The sequence below is a fragment of the Kocuria sp. KH4 genome (assembly GCF_053711175.1).
Genome location: NZ_JBSJYX010000021.1, coordinates 1 through 18097, shown reverse-complemented (window position 1 = coordinate 18097; position 18097 = coordinate 1). Strand labels below are relative to the sequence as shown.

Here is an 18097-nt window from a genome sequence, read left to right as displayed (position 1 = left end):
CACGAGAGGAAGCCCCATGACCGTCATCCATTCCGTGCGCGTCCACCCGTCCGCCGACAACCTGCCCCGGCAGGACCAGCTGGCCTGGAAGATGGCGGAGGTCGCCGCGGACCCGGTCCCGGTAAGCGAGGAGGTGACCGAGATGGTGATCAACCGGGTCCTGGACAACGCCTCGGTGGCGATCGCCTCCCTGAACCGGGACCCGATCGTCTCGGCCCGGGACCAGGCCCTCGCCCACGCCCCGACCCCGGGCGGATCCGGGGCCGCCCTGTACGGGGCGGACGCCGCGGCCACCCGGGTCTCCCCGGAGTGGGCGGCCTGGGCCAACGGGGTGGCGGTGCGCGAGCTGGACTACCACGACACGTTCCTGGCGGCGGAGTACTCCCACCCCGGGGACAACATCCCGCCGATCCTGGCGGTGGCCCAGCACGTGGGCGCCACCGGGGCTGACCTGGTGCGCGGGATCGCCACCGGCTACGAGCTGCAGGTCGACCTGGTGAAGGCCGTCTGCCTGCACCAGCACAAGATCGACCACGTCGCCCACCTCGGCCCCTCCGCCGCGGCCGGCATCGGCACCCTGCTGGGCCTGCCCGTGGAGACGATCTTCCACGCGATCGGCCAGGGCCTGCACACCACCACCGCCACCCGCCAGTCCCGCAAGGGCGAGATCTCCACCTGGAAGGCCCACGCGCCGGCCTTCGCCGGGAAGATGGCCGTCGAGTCCGTGGACCGCGCGATGCGCGGCCAGACCTCCCCCACCCCGATCTACGAGGGCGAGGACGGGGTGATCGCCTGGCTGCTGGACGGCCCGGACGCGCACTACGAGGTCCCCCTGCCCGCCCCCGGCGAGGCCAAGGCCGCGATCCTGGACACCTACACCAAGGAGCACTCGGCGGAGTACCAGGCGCAGGCCTGGATCGACCTGGCGCGGAAGCTGCACCGGGAGCGCCCCGAGCTCGCCGATCCGGCCCGGATCGCCTCGGTGGTGCTGCACACCTCCCACCACACCCACTACGTGATCGGCTCCGGGGCGGGCGACCCGCAGAAGTACGACCCGGCCGCCACCCGGGAGACCCTCGACCACTCGATCCCCTACATCTTCACCGTGGCGCTGCAGGACGGGGCGTGGCACCACGTGGACTCCTACGCCCCCGCCCGGGCCTCCCGGCCCGACACCGTCGAGCTGTGGCGGAAGGTCACCACCGCCGAGGACGCGGAGTGGACCCGCCGCTACCACTCCCTGGACCCCGCCGAGAAGGCCTTCGGCGGCCGGGCCGAGATCACCCTCACGGACGGGTCCACCGTGGTCGAGGAGATCGCGGTGGCCGACGCCCACCCGCTGGGCGCCCGCCCGTTCGCCCGCGCCCAGTACGTCGCCAAGCTGCGCACCCTGGCCGCCGGGATCGTCGCCGACGCCGAGCTGGAGCGCTTCATCCAGGCGGCCGAGAACCTGCGCGAGCTCGGCCCCGGGGAGCTTGGCGCCCTCAACGTCACCGCGGACGTGGACCTGGCCACCGGCACGAAGGGAATCTTCTGAGCATGCTGTTCTCCACCACCACCCCCGAGGCCAAGCGCGCCGCCCTGCGGCAGATGCTCGCCGGCCCGCGGATCGTGCGGTTCCCGGGCGCCTACACCCCGCTGTCCACGAAGCTGATCGCCGAGCAGGGCTTCGACGGCGTCTACATCTCCGGGGCCGTGCTGGCCAACGAGCTGGGCTTCCCCGACATCGGCCTCACGGCCCTGCCGGAGGTGGCGCAACGGGCCGGGCAGATCGCCCGGGTCACCGACCTCCCGGCCCTCGTCGACGCCGACACCGGCTTCGGCGAGCCGATGAACGTGGCCCGTACCGTGCAGGAGCTCGAGAACGCCGGACTGGCCGGGTGCCACATCGAGGACCAGGTCAACCCCAAGCGCTGCGGCCACCTGGACGGGAAGTCCGTGGTGGATCTGGCCACCGCGACCCAGCGGATCCGCGCGGCCACCGAGGCCCGCCGGGACCCGGGCTTCCTGGTCATGGCCCGCACCGATGTCCGCGGCGTGGAGGGCCTGGCCGCGGCCACCGACCGGGCCAGGGCCCTCGTGGACGCCGGGGCGGACGCGATCTTCCCCGAGGCCATGGCCGACCTGAGCGAGTTCGCCGCGATGCGCGCGGCGGTGGACGTGCCGATCCTGGCGAACATGACCGAGTTCGGGAAGTCCCCGCTGTTCACCGCCGCCCAGCTCGAGGAGGTGGGCGTGAACATGGTCATCTACCCGGTCACCCTGATGCGCTCCGCCCTGGGCGCCATGGAGCGGGTGCTGGCCACGATCGCCGCCGACGGCACCCAGCAGGCCGCCGTGCCCGAGATGCTCACCCGCGCCCGGCTCTACGAGCTGGTGGACTACCACGGGTACGACCAGTTCGACGCCGGAGTCTTCGACTTCGAGGTGCCGGGCGGGCACCGCTGACCGGACCGACCGCACGACCACGAGAAGGAGCCCACCATGACCGAGACCCAGAGCGAGGTCCGCAAGGGACTGGCCGGCGTCGTCGCCGACTACACGGCCGTGTCCAAGGTCAATCCGGAGACCAACTCCCTGCTCTACCGCGGCTATCCCGTCCAGGAGCTGGCCGCGCACTGTTCCTTCGAGCAGGTCGCCCTGCTGCTGTGGAACGGTGAGCTGCCCACGGAGGCCGAGCTGGCGGAGTTCACGGCCCGGGAGCGGGCGCACCGGGCGCTGAGCCCCGAGCTGAGGGCGGTCGTCGACGCCCTGCCCACCACCTGCCACCCGATGGACGTCTGCCGCACCGCGGCCTCCGTCCTGGGCGCCCAGGACCCCGAGGCCGCGGACTCCACTCCTGCGGCCAATCTGCGCAAGGCCCAGAAGCTGTTCGCGGCCATGCCCGCGGTGGTCTGCTACGACCAGCGGCGCCGGCGCGGCCAGGAGCCGGTGGCCCCGCGCGAGGACCTCGGCTACTCGGCCAACTTCCTGTGGATGGCCTTCGGCGAGGAGGCCGACCCGGCGGTGGTCGAGGCGTTCGACACCTCGATGATCCTCTACGCCGAGCACTCCTTCAACGCCTCGACCTTCACCGCCCGGGTGGTCACCTCGACCCTGTCCGACCTGCACTCGGCGGTCACCGCCGCGATCGGCGCGCTCAAGGGGCCGCTGCACGGCGGGGCCAACGAGGCCGTGATGGAGACGTTCGTGGAGCTGGGCATCCGCACCGAGGAGTCCGCCGCCGAGGCCGAGGCCCGGGCCAAGGCGTGGATGGACGAGGCCCTGGCCGCGAAGAAGAAGGTCATGGGCTTCGGCCACCGCGTGTACAAGCACGGGGACTCCCGGGTGCCGACCATGAAGGCGGCCCTGGACGCGATGATCGCCCACTACGGCCGGCCCGAGCTGCTGGGCCTGTACCACGGGCTGGAGAAGTCCATGGACGAGGCCAAGGGGATCAAGCCCAACCTCGACTACCCGGCCGGGCCGACCTACTGGCTGATGGGCTTCGACGTCCCCACCTTCACCCCGCTGTTCGTCGCCGCCCGGATCACCGGCTGGACCGCCCACGTCATGGAACAGCTCGCCGCCAACTCCCTGATCCGGCCGCTGTCCGCGTACAACGGCCCCGACGAGCGGCACCTGCCCGGCGCCCGGGCCGCTCAGTAGGTGGGCGCCGCGGGCAGCCCCATGTAGTGCTCCAGCGTGGGGATGCGCTGGGAGACCATGCCGGCGGCCACGTGCCCGCCCACGTAGCGCAGGTGCCAGGGCTCGTAGGCGTACCCGGTGGTCCCCGTCCGGCCCGCGGGGTAGCGCACCACGAAGCCGTACTCGTGGGCGTGGGCCCGCGCCCACGCCCCGGCCGGGGTGTCCGCGAAGCAGCTCTGCAGCCCGCACGCCCCGTCCGGGTTGCCGATGTCCACGGCGAGCCCGGTCTGGTGCTCGCTGTGGCCGGGGCGGGCGGAGATCAGGTCCGCCTGCTCCCTCCCGTACCGGGCCACGTAGTCGCGGTACAGCCCGGCCTGCGTGGTGTAGGAGCGGTAGCCGCTGACCGCCGTGATCGGCACTCCCGCGGCGGCCGCGTCCGCCGTCATCCGGCGCAGCGCCGCGGCGGCGTCCCCCCGCAGGAGGGCCCCGCCCACGGACTCGAGCCCGCGCGGGACGTAGTCGACCGGGTTCAGGGGGCGGCGCTTGTTGACGACGACGTACACGGAGGCGGCCCGGTCGATCTCCCGGGCCACCCGGGTCCCGGTGCGGGAGCTCCAGCTGACGGAGCCGCGCTGGAAGCTCTGGCGGCAGGCGCCGCCCGCACAGGCCTCCGCCGAGGTCGGATAGCCCAGCGCCCCCCGCTCGGCGCCGTGGCGCAGCCAGGCCGCCCGGATGGCGCCGACGGTGGGGTGGGCGCCGCTCGCCCTCGACCAGAGCACGGCCCCGCCCTCGAAGACCTGGTAGCACCCGGCGTCGCGCAGCCCGCAGACCTCCCGGCCGACCGGGTACCCCAGGGCGCCGCGCTCCCAGTCCTGAGCGGCCCAGGCGCCGCGGATCGCCCCCCAGGTGGGGCGCGCCCCCGTCCTCGGGGACCAGTGGATGCTGCCCCGTTCGAAGGACCGGTGGCAGCCGCCGCGGACCAGGCCGCAGCGCTCGGGCCCCAGGGCCCGGCCGAGCCGGCCGTCGGCGCCGCCGAGACGCTGGTGCTCGGCCTCGATCGCCGTGGCCGCCGACGCCGGGGCCGTCAGCGGCGCCAGCAGCAGGCCCAGGCAGCAGAGCAGGATGAGCAGCGCCCGGCGCACGCCCGTGCCCGAGCCGATGTTCTCTCGCATGACGTCCCCGTCCGTCCGGGCGAACCCGTTGCAGTTGCAACCAGGTTAGGACCTGCGGCACCGGCGGAACAGCCCTGTGCGCTGTGTGACCGGCCGGCCCCGGAACCGCGGCGGCGCGCCGGGTGGGCCGGCGGGTGCGCTACAGGGCGCGGGGGTGGGCGGCCGCGTAGACCTCCCGCAGGGACTCCACGGTGACCAGCGTGTACACCTGCGTGGTGCTGACGGAGGCGTGGCCGAGCAGCTCCTGGACCACGCGCAGGTCCGCGCCGCCCTCCAGGAGGTGGGTCGCGAAGGAGTGGCGCAGCGTGTGGGGGGTGATCCGGTCCCCCAGGCCGGCGCGCTCGGCCGCGGTGCGCACGGTGGTCCAGGCCGTCTGCCGGCTGATCCGCCCGCCGCGGGCGTTGAGGAAGAGAGCCGGGGTGCCCCGCCCCTTCGCCGCGAGCGCCGGCCGGCCCCGGACGAGCCAGTCGTCCACGGCGCGCACCGCCCAGGAGCCCAGGGGCACCATCCGCTCCTTGCCCCCCTTGCCGAACAGCCGCACGAACGGCATCGCGCCGGCGTCCTCGCCGGGCTGCCCGGTGCGGCGCACGGCCCGGGACAGGTCGTCGACGTCGAGGGCGGTGGCCTCCGAGATCCGGGCGCCGGTCGAGTAGAGGATCTCCAGCAGGGCGCGGTCGCGCAGCTGCTGGGGCGTCTCGGTGCCGGTCGACTCCAGCAGCGCGGTGACCTGCTCCACGGGCACGGCCTTGGGCAGGCGCATCCCGGGGGTGGGCGGCTGGACGGGGGCGGCGGGATCCGTGCGCGTGAGGCCCTCGAGCGCCCAGAAGCGGTGGGCGCCCCGGACCGCGACGAGGCAGCGGGCGGCGCTGCGCGTGCTCAGCGGCGCCCGGCCCTCGGCTCCGGCCGAGACCGTGCGCAGGAAGTCCTGGACGTGTCCCGTCCCGATCCCCAGCGGCGTGCTCACCGGCGGGTCCGTGCGATCCCGGAGGTGCTCCGTGTAGCGGCGCAGGTCCCGCCGGTACGCCGCGAGGGTGTTGGCGGCCAGGCCCCGCTCCACGGCCAGGTGCTGCAGGTAGCGCTCCACGGCCCGCTCCAGCGCGTCGCCGGTCACCGGCCCCGTGGCCGCGCCGGACCCGGACTCCGGTGCGGACCCGGACTCCGGAGCGGGCCCGGACTCCGGAGCGGGCCCGGGCGCCGGAGCCGGCTGCCGGCCGTCCGGCGGCGCGGTCACCGCAGGTCGGGGTGGCCGGGCCACGGGCTGTCGGCCGGGCGCAGGGAGCGGTAGCCGTCGGCGCGGGCGGCGTGCACGGCGAGCAGGCCGACCACCGCGGCGGGCGAGTTGAGCCGGCCCTCGAGAACGGCCCGCACGGCGGCGTCGAGCGGGACCCACGTGCCGTGGATCTCGGCCTCCTCGCCGTCGCGCTCGTGCAGCTCGGCCTCGGGGACCTCGCTCAGCCCCCGCGCCAGGAAGATCCGGTTGGCCTCCGAGGACGAGCCGGGGCTGTTGTGGAAGTCCACCAGGACGTCCCACCGCTCCGCCCGCAGGTCGGCCTCCTCCGCCAGCTCCCGCCGGGCCGCCGCGGCGGGGTCCTCACCGTCGACGTCGAGCAGGCCGGCGGGGATCTCCCACATGGTCATCGCGACGGGGCGGCGGTACTGGTTGATCAGCAGCACCCGGTCGTCGTCGTCGAGCACCAGCACGGACACCGCGCCCGGGTGGGTGATGTAGTCGCGCCGGAGCGGGTCGGTGCCCTGGGCGAGCTCGAACTCGTCGCGCCGCACGTTCCAGATGAAGCCCTCGTAGACCGTCTCCGAGGCCACCGTGCGGCGGTCGCTGGGCCGGTCGGAGATCTCCTCGGGGGCGAGCTGTCGGATGTCCATGGGGTCCTTCCGGGTCGGCCGCCCTGCACGGATCGGCGGGGGCGAGGGGTCTGGCGGGACGGCGCAGGCGCCGCCCCCCGGTGGGGGCGCGGCGCCTGCGCCGGGCGGCCCGTGGCGCCCGGGCCTCAGCGGCCCTCGGCCTCCCGGCGCTCGAGCGCGGCCTTGACGAGGCCGTCGAACAGCGGGTGCGGGCGGGTCGGGCGGGACATGAGCTCGGGGTGCGCCTGGGTGCCCACGTAGTAGGGGTGCACGTCGGCGGGCAGCTCCACGAACTCCACGAGGGTGCCGTTCGGCGAGGTCCCCGAGATCACCAGTCCGGCCTGCTCCAGGCCCTCCCGGTACTCGTTGTTGACCTCGTAGCGGTGGCGGTGGCGCTCCTTGACCGTGGTGGAGCCGTAGGCGCCGGCCACCACGGAGCCGTCGCGCAGCCGTGCGTCGTAGAGCCCCAGCCGCATGGTGCCGCCGAGGTCCCCGGCGCCCTCCACGAACTGCTTCTGCTCGTCCATGGTCGCCACGACCGGGAACGCGGTGTCCGGCTCGAACTCGGTGGAGGACGCCCCGGCGAGGCCGAGCTCCGTGCGGGCGTACTCGATCACCATGCACTGCAGGCCCAGGCACAGGCCCAGGGTCGGGATGCGGTGCTCGCGGGCGAAGCGCAGGGTGCCCAGCTTGCCCTCGATGCCGCGGATGCCGAACCCGCCCGGGACGCAGATGGCGTCCACGTCGCCCAGTTCGCGCTGGGCGCCCTCGGGGGTCTCGCACAGGTCGGAGGCGACCCACTTGATCTTCACCCGCGCGTCGTTCGCGAAGCCGCCCGCCCGCAGGGCCTCCGAGACGGAGAGGTAGGCGTCCGGCAGGTCGATGTACTTGCCCACCATGGCCACCGTGACGAAGTGGGAGGGCTCGTGCACGGCCTTCAGCAGCCGGTCCCACTGCCCCAGGTCCGCGTCCTGGTAGTCCAGGCCGAGGTAGTCGAGGATGTAGGTGTCCAGCCCCTGGGAGTGCAGGGTCTTGGGGATGTCGTAGATGCTCGGGGCGTCCGGGCAGGAGATCACCGCGTCGTGGTCGACGTCGCAGGCGTTGCCGATCTTGCGCAGCATCGTGTCCGGGACCTGCCGGTCGGAGCGCAGCACCAGCGCGTCGGGCTGGATCCCGAGTCCGCGCAGGGCGGCCACGGAGTGCTGGGTGGGCTTGGTCTTGAGCTCCCCGGAGGGCCCGATGTAGGGGATCAGGGACACGTGCAGGTAGAACACGTGGCGGCGGCCGACGTCCTGGCGGACCTGACGGGCGGCCTCGATGAAGGGCTGGGACTCGATGTCGCCGACCGTGCCGCCGATCTCGGTGATGATGATGTCCGGCTGGTCGTCGCCCTGGGCGCGGCGGCGCATCCGGTTCTTCAGCTCGTCCGTGATGTGCGGGATGACCTGCACGGTGTCGCCGAGGTACTCGCCGCGGCGCTCCTTGGCGATGACCGTGGAGTACACCTGGCCGGTGGTCACGTTCGCGGAGGCGTCGAGGTTCTCGTCGAGGAAGCGCTCGTAGTGGCCGATGTCGAGGTCGGTCTCCGCCCCGTCGTCGGTCACGAAGACCTCACCGTGCTGGAAGGGGTTCATGGTGCCCGGATCGACGTTGAGGTACGGATCCAGCTTCTGCATCGTCACGGAGAGCCCGCGTGCCCGCAGCAGCATCCCGAGGGAGGAGGCGGTCAGTCCCTTGCCGAGGGAGGAGGCGACGCCGCCCGTCACGAAGATCTGACGGGTCACCTTGCCCGGTCGCTGGTTTTCGGTCTGCTGTGCGCCGGCCACGTGGGCGGCTTCGTTTGCATTCACCACGGAATTCGACCCTATCATTCTTGCCCCTGCGGGACACCGGTTGCGTGCTGCGGATCACCGTGCGGCCGGCCGCACGGGCGGCGGCCCCCGGCCCGGGCGGCGGGCTCAGAGCTGCGCGTCGCGGACGAGCTCGCGGGCGTGCTCGCGCGCCGCCGCGGAGTCCTCGTGGCCCGCGAGCATGCGGGCCAGCTCCACCACGCGCTCCTCCTCGTCCAGCACGCGCACGTCGCTGACCGTGGAGTCCCGGCTCTTGGTGACGAGGATGTGCTGGTCCGCGAAGGCGGCCACCTGCGGCAGGTGCGTGACCACGAGGACCTGGACGTGCTGGGCCAGCATCTTCAACCGGCGCCCGATCTCCACGGCGGCCTTGCCGCCCACGCCCGAGTCCACCTCGTCGAAGACGAAGGTGGGGACGGGGTCGACCGCGGCGAGGACCACCTCGATGGCCAGCATCAGCCGGGACAGCTCGCCGCCGGAGGCCCCCTTGCCGAGGGGCCGCGGGGCGGCGCCGGCGTGGGGCCGGAGCAGGAACGCGATCTCGTCCCGGCCGTGGCCGGAGAACTCCTCGGTGGGCTCGACCTCGATGACCAGGGAGGCGTTGGGCATCGCCAGGGCGGTGAGCTCGGCGCTGACGGCCTCGGAGAGCCGGTGCGCGGCGTCCTGCCGCCGCTCGGTCATCCGCGCGGCCAGCCCGACCAGCCCGGCGTGCAGCTCCTCGAGGCGCGCGCGCAGCTCCTGCTCCCGGGCGGGGTCGTCGGTGAGCTCCTCCAGCCGGGTCCGCGAGCGCTGCGCCCACTCCAGGACCTCGTCCACGGTGGCCCCGTACTTGCGGGTCAGCGCCTTGAGCTTGGCCCGGCGGGCCTCGACCTCGGCCAGGCGGGCCGGGCCCTCGTCGTCGAGGCCGGAGGCGTAGCCGGAGAGGTCCGCGGCGATGTCGTTGACGAGCACGGCCAGTTCGGCGACCCGGCCGGCGAGCTCCTCCAGGTCGCGGTCCGAGCCCGCCTCCTGGTCCAGGGCGCGGTGCGCGGCCGCGACGAGGGCGGTCGCGTCGGCGCTGTCGCCGTCGGAGAACTCCCCGCCGCTCAGGGCCGCGTGGGCGGTCAGCGCCGCGGCGCGCAGCTGCTCCAGGTTGGTCAGCTTCTGGCTCTCCTGGTCGAGCCGCTCGTCCTCCCCGGGCTCGGGGTCCACCGCGTCGATCTCCTCGAGGGCGCCCTGCAGGGTCTGGGCCTCGAGGGCGCGCTCCCGGCCGTGCTCGGTGACCTCCCGCAGGGTCTGCTGCACGGTGCGGTACTCGGCGAGCAGCTCCCGGTAGCGCCGCAGGTCGGCCGCCAGCTCCTCCCCCGCGTACTGGTCGAGGGCGTGGCGCTGGGCGGCCGCGGACCTCAGCCGCAGCTGGTCGGACTGCCCGTGCACGGCCACGAGGGTCTGCCCCACGGCCGAGAGCGTGCCCACGGGGGCGGAGCGGCCGCCGACGTGGGCCCGGCTGCGCCCCTCCGCCGTCACCGTGCGGGCCACGGTGACCAAAGCCTCGTCCGCGTCCCCGACGGGTTCGACGTCGACGGCCCCGCCGGCGTCCTCGACGAGGGCCGCGGCCGGGTGCCCGGCCGGGACCCGCACGACCGCCTCGGCGACGGCGCGCGGCGCCCCGGAGCGCACGGCGCCCGCGTCGGAGCGGTTGCCGAGCAGCATCCCGAGGGCGGTGACCACCATGGTCTTGCCCGCGCCGGTCTCACCCGAGAGGATGCTCAGCCCGGGCCCGAGCGGCAGCACGGCGTCGGTGATGACGCCGAGGTCGTGGATGTGGATCTCCTCGATCATTCAGTCGGCCTCCGTCCTCGCGTGCCGGCTCCCGAGCGTCGCCGGGTCCGGGTCGTGGGGCATCTCGTGGCCCACCGTGGACTTCGGCAGCGGGGCCACCCGGCCCCCGCCGTCGGCGCGGACGGTGGGCAGGGCGGCGGTCCGGGCCGCGGTCGACTCGTGCGGGGGCACCGGACCGCGCCAGCCGGTCGTGGGCAGCTCGAACTTCCGCACCAGCCGCTCGGAGAAGGGCGTGCGGTGCATCCGGGCGAGGTTGACCGCCTTCGGCGAGCGCACCACCTCGATCCGGGACCCGGGCGGCAGGTCGGTGGTCCGCCGGCCGTCGCACCACAGCACGCCCCGGGCGTCCGTGCGGGTGAGGACCTCCACGGCCATCATCGAGTTCGGGGAGATGACCAGCGGCCGGGCGAAGAGGGCGTGGGCGCTCAGCGGGACGAGGAGCAGCGCCTCGACCTCCGGCCACACGACGGGCCCGCCCGCGGAGAACGCGTAGGCGGTGGAACCGGTGGGGGTGGCCAGCACCACGCCGTCGCACCCGAAGGTGCTCAGGGGCCGCCGGTCCACCTCGACGACCACCTCGATCATCTTCTCGCGGTCGCCCTTCTCCACCGAGGCCTCGTTCAGCGCCCAGGTGTGCAGCACCTTCTTCTGGTCCTGCCACACGGTGACGTCGATGGTCATGCGCTGCTCCACCGTGTAGCGACCGTCCACGATGGCCTCGACGGACTCGGCGAGGTCCGAGCGCTCGCTCTCGGCGAGGAAGCCGACGTGGCCGAGGTTCACGCCCAGCAGCGGGGTGTCCACGCTGCGCACCAGCTCGGCGGCCCGCAGGATGGACCCGTCCCCGCCGAGCACCATGACCAGCTCGACCTCCCGCAGCGAGACGTCCTCCTCGATGACCTCCACGGGCACGAGCGGCAGCCCGTCCTCCTGGAGCGCCTCGAGGTCGGGGCGCGAGATCACCGGCACCAGTCCGGCGTCGTGGAGCTGGAGGCAGGAGGCGCGCGCGGCGTCCTTGGCCTCCTGCCGGCCCATGTGGGCCATGACCAGGATCTTCCGGCTCACAGGATCCTCCCGTTCTCGGGTGCTCGGTGCACGTGGGCGCCGCCGGGACCGGGACCGGCCCGTGCTGCACGCCGTGCCCGGGACCGGGCACCGCTCACCACCCTACGCGAGGGCGAAGACAGTCAGGGCGTACCGCTGTGGACGTCCCGGCGGCACCACAGGAAGAACTCGTGGTTGCCGTCCTGCCCGGGCAGCGGGCTGCGCTCCCGGCCCAGGACCGTGAGCCCGTGGGCCCGTGCGGCGGCGGCCACGGCGTCGACCGCCCGGGTCCGCTCCTGCTCGCTGGTGACCACGCCGGTGCGGGCCAGCCGGTCGGCCCCGACCTCGAACTGCGGCTTGACCATGAGCACGAGGTCGCCGCCGGGCACGGTGGCCGCCGCCAGGGGGCCGACCACCAGGGTCAGCGAGATGAAGGAGAGGTCGCACACCGTCAGCTGGGCCGGGCCGCCGATGTCCTCGGGCCGCATCCAGCGCACGTTCGTGCCCTCGAACACCCGGACCCGCTCGTCCTGGCGCAGCGCGGGCACGAGCTGGTCGTGGCCGACGTCCACGGCGACCACCTCACGGGCCCCGGCCCGCAGCAGCACGTCGGTGAAGCCCCCGGTGGAGGCGCCGGCGTCGAGGCAGCGCCTGCCCGCCACGACGACGTCCGGGAAGGCCTCCAGCGCGCCGGCCAGCTTGTGCCCCGCACGGCTGACGTAGTCGGGGACGTCCGCGGGCCGGACCTCGAGCCGGTCGCCGGCGCCGACGCGGGCGGAGGCCTTCGTGGCCGGCTCGCCGTTCACCAGCACCCTGCCCTCGGCGATCCAGCGGGCGGCCACGGTGCGGGAGCGGGCGAGCTCCCGGGTGGTCAGCTCCTGGTCCAGGCGCGCGCTCACCGGGACCCGTTCTGCTCCTGCCCGGCCTGCGGGCCGGGGACCAGTCCGGCCGGGACGGTCCCCGGCTCGGCGTTGAGCTCGGCGACGAGGTCGGCGTGCAGCTGCTCGTAGCGCTCGGGGTGCTCCGCGACGGGCAGCGCGTCCAGCTCCGCGGCCCGCTCGAGGACCGCGTCCACACGGGCGTGGCCGGTCGTGGGCGTCGTGCCGGCGTCCGGGCTCACGCCGCGGCCTCCCACTCCAGGACCGGAGCCACGGGCGCCTCCGCGTCGGGGTGGGCGGCCCACCAGGCCCCGCACGCGGCCCGCCAGGCGTCAAGGTCGTCCCGGGACCCCCGGATCCGCACCCGGACGCCGTCCGTCTCGGCGGTGGCCGCCCCGCAGCGCGCCGCGTGGCCGCCCGGCGCGGCGCTCACCTCGACCTCCGGACAGGGGGCGAGGAGCTCCTCCAGGGTCCCGACGACGTGGTCGGGGCGCTCCGCGCTGCACGCGGCCAGGATCGTCTCGAGCGTGTCCACGCCGGTGAGGACCGCGACCGTGGCGAACCCGGCGGCGTTGCCGCCCCGGATGTCGGTGTCGAGCCGGTCCCCCACCACCATGGGCCGTGCGCTGCCCGCGCGCTCGGCGGCGGTGCGGAAGATGGGCGCCTCCGGCTTGCCCGCCACCACCGGCACCCGACCGGTGGCGGCGGCGACCGCCGCCACCAGCGTCCCGTTGCCGGGGGCCAGCCCCCGCGCCTGCGGGATGGAGAGGTCGGTGTTGGTCGCGACCCACAGCACGTCGGGGTCGGCGAGGGTGTAGGACGCCTCGGCCAGCTGCGCCCAGCCGATGCCGGGATCGAACCCCTGGATGACGGCGCGGGGTTCCTCCTCCTGGGTGCGGACCGGCACGAGCCCCGCGTCCGCGACCACGTCCGCGAGGGCCTGCGAACCGGTGAGGAGCACCTTCGTGCCGGCGGGCAGACGCTGGGCCAGCAGCTCGGCGCCGGCCTGGGCCGAGCTCGCCACGCCCTCGGGACCGGTGGGCACGCCCAGGTCGGTGAGGTGCGCCGCGACCGTGGCGACGGAGCGCGAGGCGTTGTTGGTCACGTAGATCACGGGAACGCCCTCCGCGGAGATCCGGCGCAGGACCTCCGGTGCCCCCGGGATCGCGTGCCGACCGGCGTAGACGACGCCGTCCAGGTCGCTCAGGACCGCGTCGTAGCGGTCGAGGAGGCGCTCAGGCATCGTGGGCACCGCGAGCCTCGCCGTCGTCGGACAGATCGCCCGGGGCGGCACCGTGCTCCTCGGCGTCCAGCAGGTCCTCGTCGTCGTCCGGATCCAGATCCGCCTCCGAACCACCCTCGAAGTCGTCGTCCGGATCCAGATCCGCCTCCGAACCACCCTCGAAGTCGTCGTCCGGATCCAGATCCGCCTCCGAACCACCCTCCAAGTCGTCGGGGTCCACGTCGGGCTCCTCGTCGGCTCCCTCGTCCAGCACGTCGTCGGACTCGTCGTCCGCGCCGTCGTCGGCGCCCCGGACCGGCTCGTCGCGCAGACCGACCCGGGCCTCCGCCGACACCACGGCGGCCGCGGAGGCCGTGACGGTGCCGTCCTCCGCCGTGTGCTCCGCGGTGTGCTCCGCGGTGCTCTCCGGCTCGGCCAGTGCGACGCCGGTGGGCGGCGTCTGCTCGGTCTCGTCCTCGTCGTCGTCGAAGTCGAGGATCTCGGGTTCGGCGAACTGGCCGATCCCGAGCGCCGCCTCGGCCACCACGGCCTGCCGGTCCCAGGTGAGCGCCTCCCGGGCCCGGTCGACGCCCCGCAGCGCCTCGGCGTAGGCACGGAACAGGCGGGGGCTGTAGGAGAAGCCACGGTTCATGTCGAGCTGGGGGATGCTCAGCGCGTCGACGGCACCCTGGGCGTCCCCCTGGTCACGGCGCATGCCGGCCAGGACGATGGCGAGCTCGACCCGCTCGCTCGTCTCGAGGGACGCGGCCGCCTCGGACGTCGCGAGCTCGACCGCCTTGTCGATGCGGCCCAGCGCGCGTTCGCAGTCGACCATGAGGGGAAGGTGGATCTCGGCGCCGGTCATCCGTCGGAACGTGCGCAGCTCCTTGAGCGCCAGCGCGTAGTCCCCCGCCTCGTAGGCCGCCACGCCCGTGGCCTCCCGGACCGCGGCGATGCGGCCGCCGCGGCGGCCCGCGGCCTGTGCGTGCTCGAGGGCCAGCGCGGGGTCGTCGGCCAGGTAGCGGCCGGCCATGACCAGGTGCTTGGCGACCGCCTCGGCGTTGCGGGGCTCGAGGGCCCCCAGCTGCGCGCGGGTCGGCTTGTCGAGCTCCCGCCCCGTGATGTCCTCGTCGATCTCGGGAGCGCGGTGCCGGTGCGTGGAGACCTCGGTGCGGTCGTCACGGCGTCCGCGGAAGCCCTCACCGCGGTCCGGGTAGCCCCCACGGCGGTCGTCCCGCCGATCGTCGCGCCGGTCACCGCGCGGGGCGAAGCCAGCACGCCGGTCGTCCCGACCCTGCTCGCGGCGGTCGCGGAAGCCCTCACCGTCCCGACGCGGACCCCGATCCCCCTGACGCTCGTCCCGGCCGCCGCGCGGGGCGAAGCCGCCACGGCGCTCACCCTGACCCTCGTCACGGCGGCCACGGAAACCCTCATTGCGGTCCGAGTAGCCCCCACGGCGGTCGTCCCGACGATCGTCGCGCCGATCCCCGCGCGGGGCGAAGCCAGCACGCCGGTCGTCCCGGCCCTGCTCGCGGCGGTCGCGGAAGCCCTCACCGCGGTCCGGATAACCCCCACGCCGGTCGTCCCGACGATCGTCGCGGCGGTCGCGGAAGCCCTCACCGCGGTCCGGATAACCCCCACGCCGGTCGTCCCGACGATCGTCGCGCCGATCACCCCGCGGAGCGTAACCGCCACGGCGCTCACCCTGACCCTCGTCACGGCGGCCACGGAAACCCTCACCGTCCCGACGCGGACCCCGATCCCCCTGACGCTCGTCCCGCCGCTCACCGCGCGGGGCGAAGCCACCACGGCGCTCACCCTGACCCTCGTCACGGCGGCCACGGAAACCCTCACCGCGGTCCGAGTAGCCACCACGGCGGTCGTCCCGGCCCTGCTCGCGGCGGTCGCGGAAGCCCTCACCCTCCCGACGCGGACCCCGATCCCCCCGACGCTCGTCCCGGCCGCCGCGGTAGCCCTCCGTCCGTCCCTCGCCGTCACGGCGGGGTCCCCGCTCCCCGGAACGGGCGTCACGGCGGTCGTCCTGTCCCGGCCGCTGGTCGCGGTAGCCTCCGCGGTGCTCGCCCCGGCCGTCCCGACGCTGATCGTCACGGCGCTCACCGCGCGGGGCGTAACCACCACGGCGCTCACCCTGACCCTCGTCACGGCGGCCACGGAAACCCTGCGAACGGCCTTCGCCGCCGGATCGCCCCGCAGAACGCTCGTCGTCGCGGGAGAAGCTGCGGCGGGGCGCGCCGCTCGAGCGGCCGCCGTCGCGTCGGGCGCCTGCGCCGGACCGGCGGTCGCCGGAACCGCTGCTCCGGCGGTCGCCCTGGGAACCGTGCTGGGAAGACTCGGACACGTACCGCTCCTCTGTGCCGTCCGGAAGGGGGCGGCGCTCGTGGATGTCGAAGGGGACCGCACTCGGGTCCGCCAATTGATCGTCCCCCATTCTATAAGGAGGCCTGCCCGGGTCCTTCCGGGTTCGCGGGGCCTCCTCCGGGGTCGATAATTGGCGCATGACCAAGAAACCTCTCACGTCCCACCTGCTGGTGCGCGTGCTCATCGGCATCGTGCTGGGCATCGCTTGCGGGTTGTTCTTCCCCGAACCGCTCGCACGGGTCTTCCTCACGTTCAACGGCCTCTTCAGCGCCTTCCTCGGCTTCATCGTGCCGCTGCTCATCCTCGGCCTCGTCACCCCTGCCATCGCGGACCTCGGGCGGGGAGCCGGGAAGTGGCTCGGCATCACGGCGGGGATCGCCTACGCGTCCACCGTCTTCTCCGGCGTTCTCGCCTACCTCGTGGCTCGCGGCAGCTACCCCTGGCTGCTGGGCGGGCAGCAGGACGTCGGCCCCCTCGCCAACCCGGAGGAGAGCGCGCTCACGGGGTTCTTCGTCCTCGAGATGGAGCCCGTCTTCGGCGTCATGACCGCGCTGCTGCTCTCCTTCTGCCTGGGGGTGGGGATCACGCTCATCCCGGGCGACACTCTGCACCGGACCATGGACGACCTCCGACGGATCATCATGCGGATCGTGGAGCTCGTCATCATCCCGCTGCTGCCGGTCTACATCTTCGGCATGTTCCTGGGGCTCACCATGAACGGCCAGATCGTGACCGTGATCTCGACCTTCCTCAAGATCGTCGTGCTCGCCCTCGTCCTGACGATCGTCCTGCTGCTGGTCCAGTACGGGATCGCCGGCGCCTACGCCCGGCGCAATCCGCTGAAGCTCCTCAAGAACATGCTCCCGGCGTACGTGACCGCCCTGGGCACGTCCTCCTCCGCCGCCACGATCCCGGTCACCCTCAAGTGCGCGGAGGCCAACGGGGTCAGCAAGCCGGTCGCGGGCTTCGTCGTCCCGCTGTGCGCCACCATCCACCTGGCCGGCTCCACCATGAAGATCGTCCTGTTCTCGCTGGCCATCATGACGATCACCGGGATGCCCGTCGACAACCTGGCCTACCTGGGTTTCATCCTGATGCTGGGAGTCACGATGGTGGCCGCCCCCGGCGTTCCCGGCGGGGCGATCATGGCCGCCGTGGGGGTCCTGCAGAGCATGCTGGGCTTCGACGAGACGGCCGTCGGCCTCATGATCGCCACCTACATCGCCATCGACTCGTTCGGCACCGCCACCAACGTGACGGGCGACGGGGCGATCGCCGTGGTCATGGACAAGTTCGTCGGCAAGCGCGGCACCGTGGCGGAGGTCGCCGCGGAGCAGGACGGCGCGCAGGCCGTCGTCTCCGGCCGCTGATCCCGCGCCACCACATGACGAAGGCCCCGACCGTGCGGTCGGGGCCTTTGTCGTGCGGCGCCGCGGCAGCCCTGTGTCAGGGCTCGACGGCCCAGTAGAGCTCCGTCACCATGTCCTGGGGATCGTCGCCGGGGCGGGGCTCGGTCACATAAATTTCCCACAGCGGCGTCCCGAGGCGCAGCCGCTGCTCCTGCGCCCACGCCCGCAGCCTCTCCCACGACGACCCCAGCGCGTCGTAGTCGCCACGGTGCGTGCAGGTCACCGCACGCACGGCGGGGATCCGCCCGACGACGACGGACCCCGCCGGCGCCACCGACTCCGCCACCGGGAACCCGACCTCGAGCTCGACGACCGGTCCCGGCTCCGACCGGTAGAGCGCCAGCGCCGGACCGGCGGGTCCGATCTCACCGCGACCGATCCGCTCGCCCAGCTCGTGGAACGCCGCGTCGAAGAAGGCCCGGAGCTCGCCCATCGGCACCTTTCCGGTGACCACCGCGGTCGTCCGCTCCTCCACGTCCACGACTCGTGGTTCCTCGCCCGTCGGTGCGCCGCCCTGCGGCTCCCTCGTCTGCGTCATGCGGCCATTGTGCGCCGCGGCGACGGCCGGGGAACAGGCGCCGATCCGGGGGCGCCCCGTGTGACGGCCATCGACGAGCGGCATGCGAGCCCTGCCCGATACCGCGCGGTGGTTCTGCGGGGTTGCTCGGGGGACGGGAAAAGGCCCCGCACGGGTGGGGTGCGGGGCCTGTGTGTGGTGGTTGATGTGGGGAGCCCCCGCACGTGGTGTGCGGGGGCTCGACCCTTGTGGTGTGGTCCGGCGGTGTCCTACTCTCCCACACCCTGGCGGGTGCAGTACCATCGGCGCTGTGGGTCT

Annotated in this window: 16 protein-coding genes; 5 read left to right on the top strand and 11 right to left on the bottom strand. The window is 74.0% G+C overall.

Annotated features, from left to right (window positions below; all coding sequences use genetic code 11):
• The first annotated feature begins 16 nt into the window (after nucleotides 1-16).
• From ACWCOM_RS14170 to ACWCOM_RS14160, 3 genes are read left to right on the top strand one after another with little or no spacing between them, the layout of a single operon-like run.
• On the top strand, nucleotides 17-1537 hold the full coding sequence (locus tag ACWCOM_RS14170) for an MmgE/PrpD family protein (protein WP_454549390.1): 1521 nt from the start codon (nucleotides 17-19) through the stop codon (nucleotides 1535-1537).
• A 2-nt stretch (nucleotides 1538-1539) separates the two neighbouring features.
• The gene (gene prpB, locus ACWCOM_RS14165) at nucleotides 1540-2448 is read left to right on the top strand and encodes a methylisocitrate lyase (protein ID WP_454549389.1); all 909 of its coding nucleotides are present in this window, start codon (nucleotides 1540-1542) and stop codon (nucleotides 2446-2448) included.
• Nucleotides 2449-2484: 36 nt separating this feature from the next.
• Nucleotides 2485-3648: a bifunctional 2-methylcitrate synthase/citrate synthase gene (locus ACWCOM_RS14160; protein WP_454549388.1), complete on the top strand. Its 1164-nt coding sequence runs from the start codon at nucleotides 2485-2487 to the stop codon at nucleotides 3646-3648.
• Here the strand turns inward: ACWCOM_RS14160 and ACWCOM_RS14155 are convergent.
• The 10 genes from ACWCOM_RS14155 to ACWCOM_RS14110 all read right to left on the bottom strand — a co-directional run bounded on the left by ACWCOM_RS14155 (nucleotide 3642) and on the right by ACWCOM_RS14110 (nucleotide 14507).
• Entirely contained in the window at nucleotides 3642-4799 is a 1158-nt protein-coding gene (locus tag ACWCOM_RS14155; RefSeq protein WP_454549387.1) for a D-alanyl-D-alanine carboxypeptidase family protein, read from the bottom strand. The genes ACWCOM_RS14160 and ACWCOM_RS14155 overlap by 7 nt on opposite strands.
• A gap of 139 nt (nucleotides 4800-4938) precedes the next feature.
• Nucleotides 4939-5910 carry a site-specific tyrosine recombinase XerD gene (locus tag ACWCOM_RS14150; RefSeq protein WP_454549386.1) on the bottom strand — a complete coding sequence of 324 codons (972 nt, stop codon included), beginning with the start codon at nucleotides 5908-5910 and terminating at the stop codon, nucleotides 4939-4941.
• A gap of 116 nt (nucleotides 5911-6026) precedes the next feature.
• Nucleotides 6027-6680: an NUDIX domain-containing protein gene (locus tag ACWCOM_RS14145; RefSeq protein WP_454549385.1), complete on the bottom strand. Its 654-nt coding sequence runs from the start codon at nucleotides 6678-6680 to the stop codon at nucleotides 6027-6029.
• A gap of 125 nt (nucleotides 6681-6805) precedes the next feature.
• A complete protein-coding gene (locus ACWCOM_RS14140) occupies nucleotides 6806-8530 on the bottom strand; it encodes a CTP synthase (RefSeq protein WP_454549384.1) in 1725 nt (574 codons plus the stop codon).
• A gap of 87 nt (nucleotides 8531-8617) precedes the next feature.
• Entirely contained in the window at nucleotides 8618-10330 is a 1713-nt protein-coding gene (gene recN / locus ACWCOM_RS14135) for a DNA repair protein RecN (RefSeq protein ID WP_454549383.1), read from the bottom strand.
• On the bottom strand, nucleotides 10331-11395 hold the full coding sequence (locus tag ACWCOM_RS14130) for an NAD kinase (protein ID WP_454549382.1): 1065 nt from the start codon (nucleotides 11393-11395) through the stop codon (nucleotides 10331-10333).
• 122 nt (nucleotides 11396-11517) lie between these two features.
• A complete protein-coding gene (locus tag ACWCOM_RS14125; protein WP_454549381.1) occupies nucleotides 11518-12273 on the bottom strand; it encodes a TlyA family RNA methyltransferase in 756 nt (251 codons plus the stop codon).
• Nucleotides 12270-12494, bottom strand: a complete 225-nt coding sequence (locus tag ACWCOM_RS14120) for a hypothetical protein (protein WP_454549380.1) — start codon at nucleotides 12492-12494, stop codon at nucleotides 12270-12272. The genes ACWCOM_RS14125 and ACWCOM_RS14120 overlap by 4 nt, the downstream gene beginning before the upstream one ends.
• On the bottom strand, nucleotides 12491-13495 hold the full coding sequence (locus ACWCOM_RS14115; RefSeq protein WP_454549379.1) for an HAD-IIA family hydrolase: 1005 nt from the start codon (nucleotides 13493-13495) through the stop codon (nucleotides 12491-12493). Before ACWCOM_RS14115 ends, ACWCOM_RS14120 begins: the two co-directional genes overlap by 4 nt.
• On the bottom strand, nucleotides 13488-14507 hold the full coding sequence (locus ACWCOM_RS14110) for a hypothetical protein (protein WP_454549378.1): 1020 nt from the start codon (nucleotides 14505-14507) through the stop codon (nucleotides 13488-13490). Before ACWCOM_RS14110 ends, ACWCOM_RS14115 begins: the two co-directional genes overlap by 8 nt.
• Before the next feature lie 6 nt (nucleotides 14508-14513).
• On the opposite strand from ACWCOM_RS14110, the gene ACWCOM_RS14105 reads away from it, so the two are divergent.
• Together ACWCOM_RS14105 and ACWCOM_RS14100 are read left to right on the top strand one after the other, a co-directional pair.
• A complete protein-coding gene (locus ACWCOM_RS14105) occupies nucleotides 14514-15983 on the top strand; it encodes a hypothetical protein (protein WP_454549377.1) in 1470 nt (489 codons plus the stop codon).
• A gap of 7 nt (nucleotides 15984-15990) precedes the next feature.
• On the top strand, nucleotides 15991-17223 hold the full coding sequence (locus ACWCOM_RS14100; RefSeq protein ID WP_454549376.1) for a dicarboxylate/amino acid:cation symporter: 1233 nt from the start codon (nucleotides 15991-15993) through the stop codon (nucleotides 17221-17223).
• A gap of 76 nt (nucleotides 17224-17299) precedes the next feature.
• Here the strand turns inward: ACWCOM_RS14100 and ACWCOM_RS14095 are convergent, their stop codons facing one another.
• A complete protein-coding gene (locus ACWCOM_RS14095; protein ID WP_454549375.1) occupies nucleotides 17300-17800 on the bottom strand; it encodes a GyrI-like domain-containing protein in 501 nt (166 codons plus the stop codon).
• Nucleotides 17801-18097: the final 297 nt, after the last annotated feature.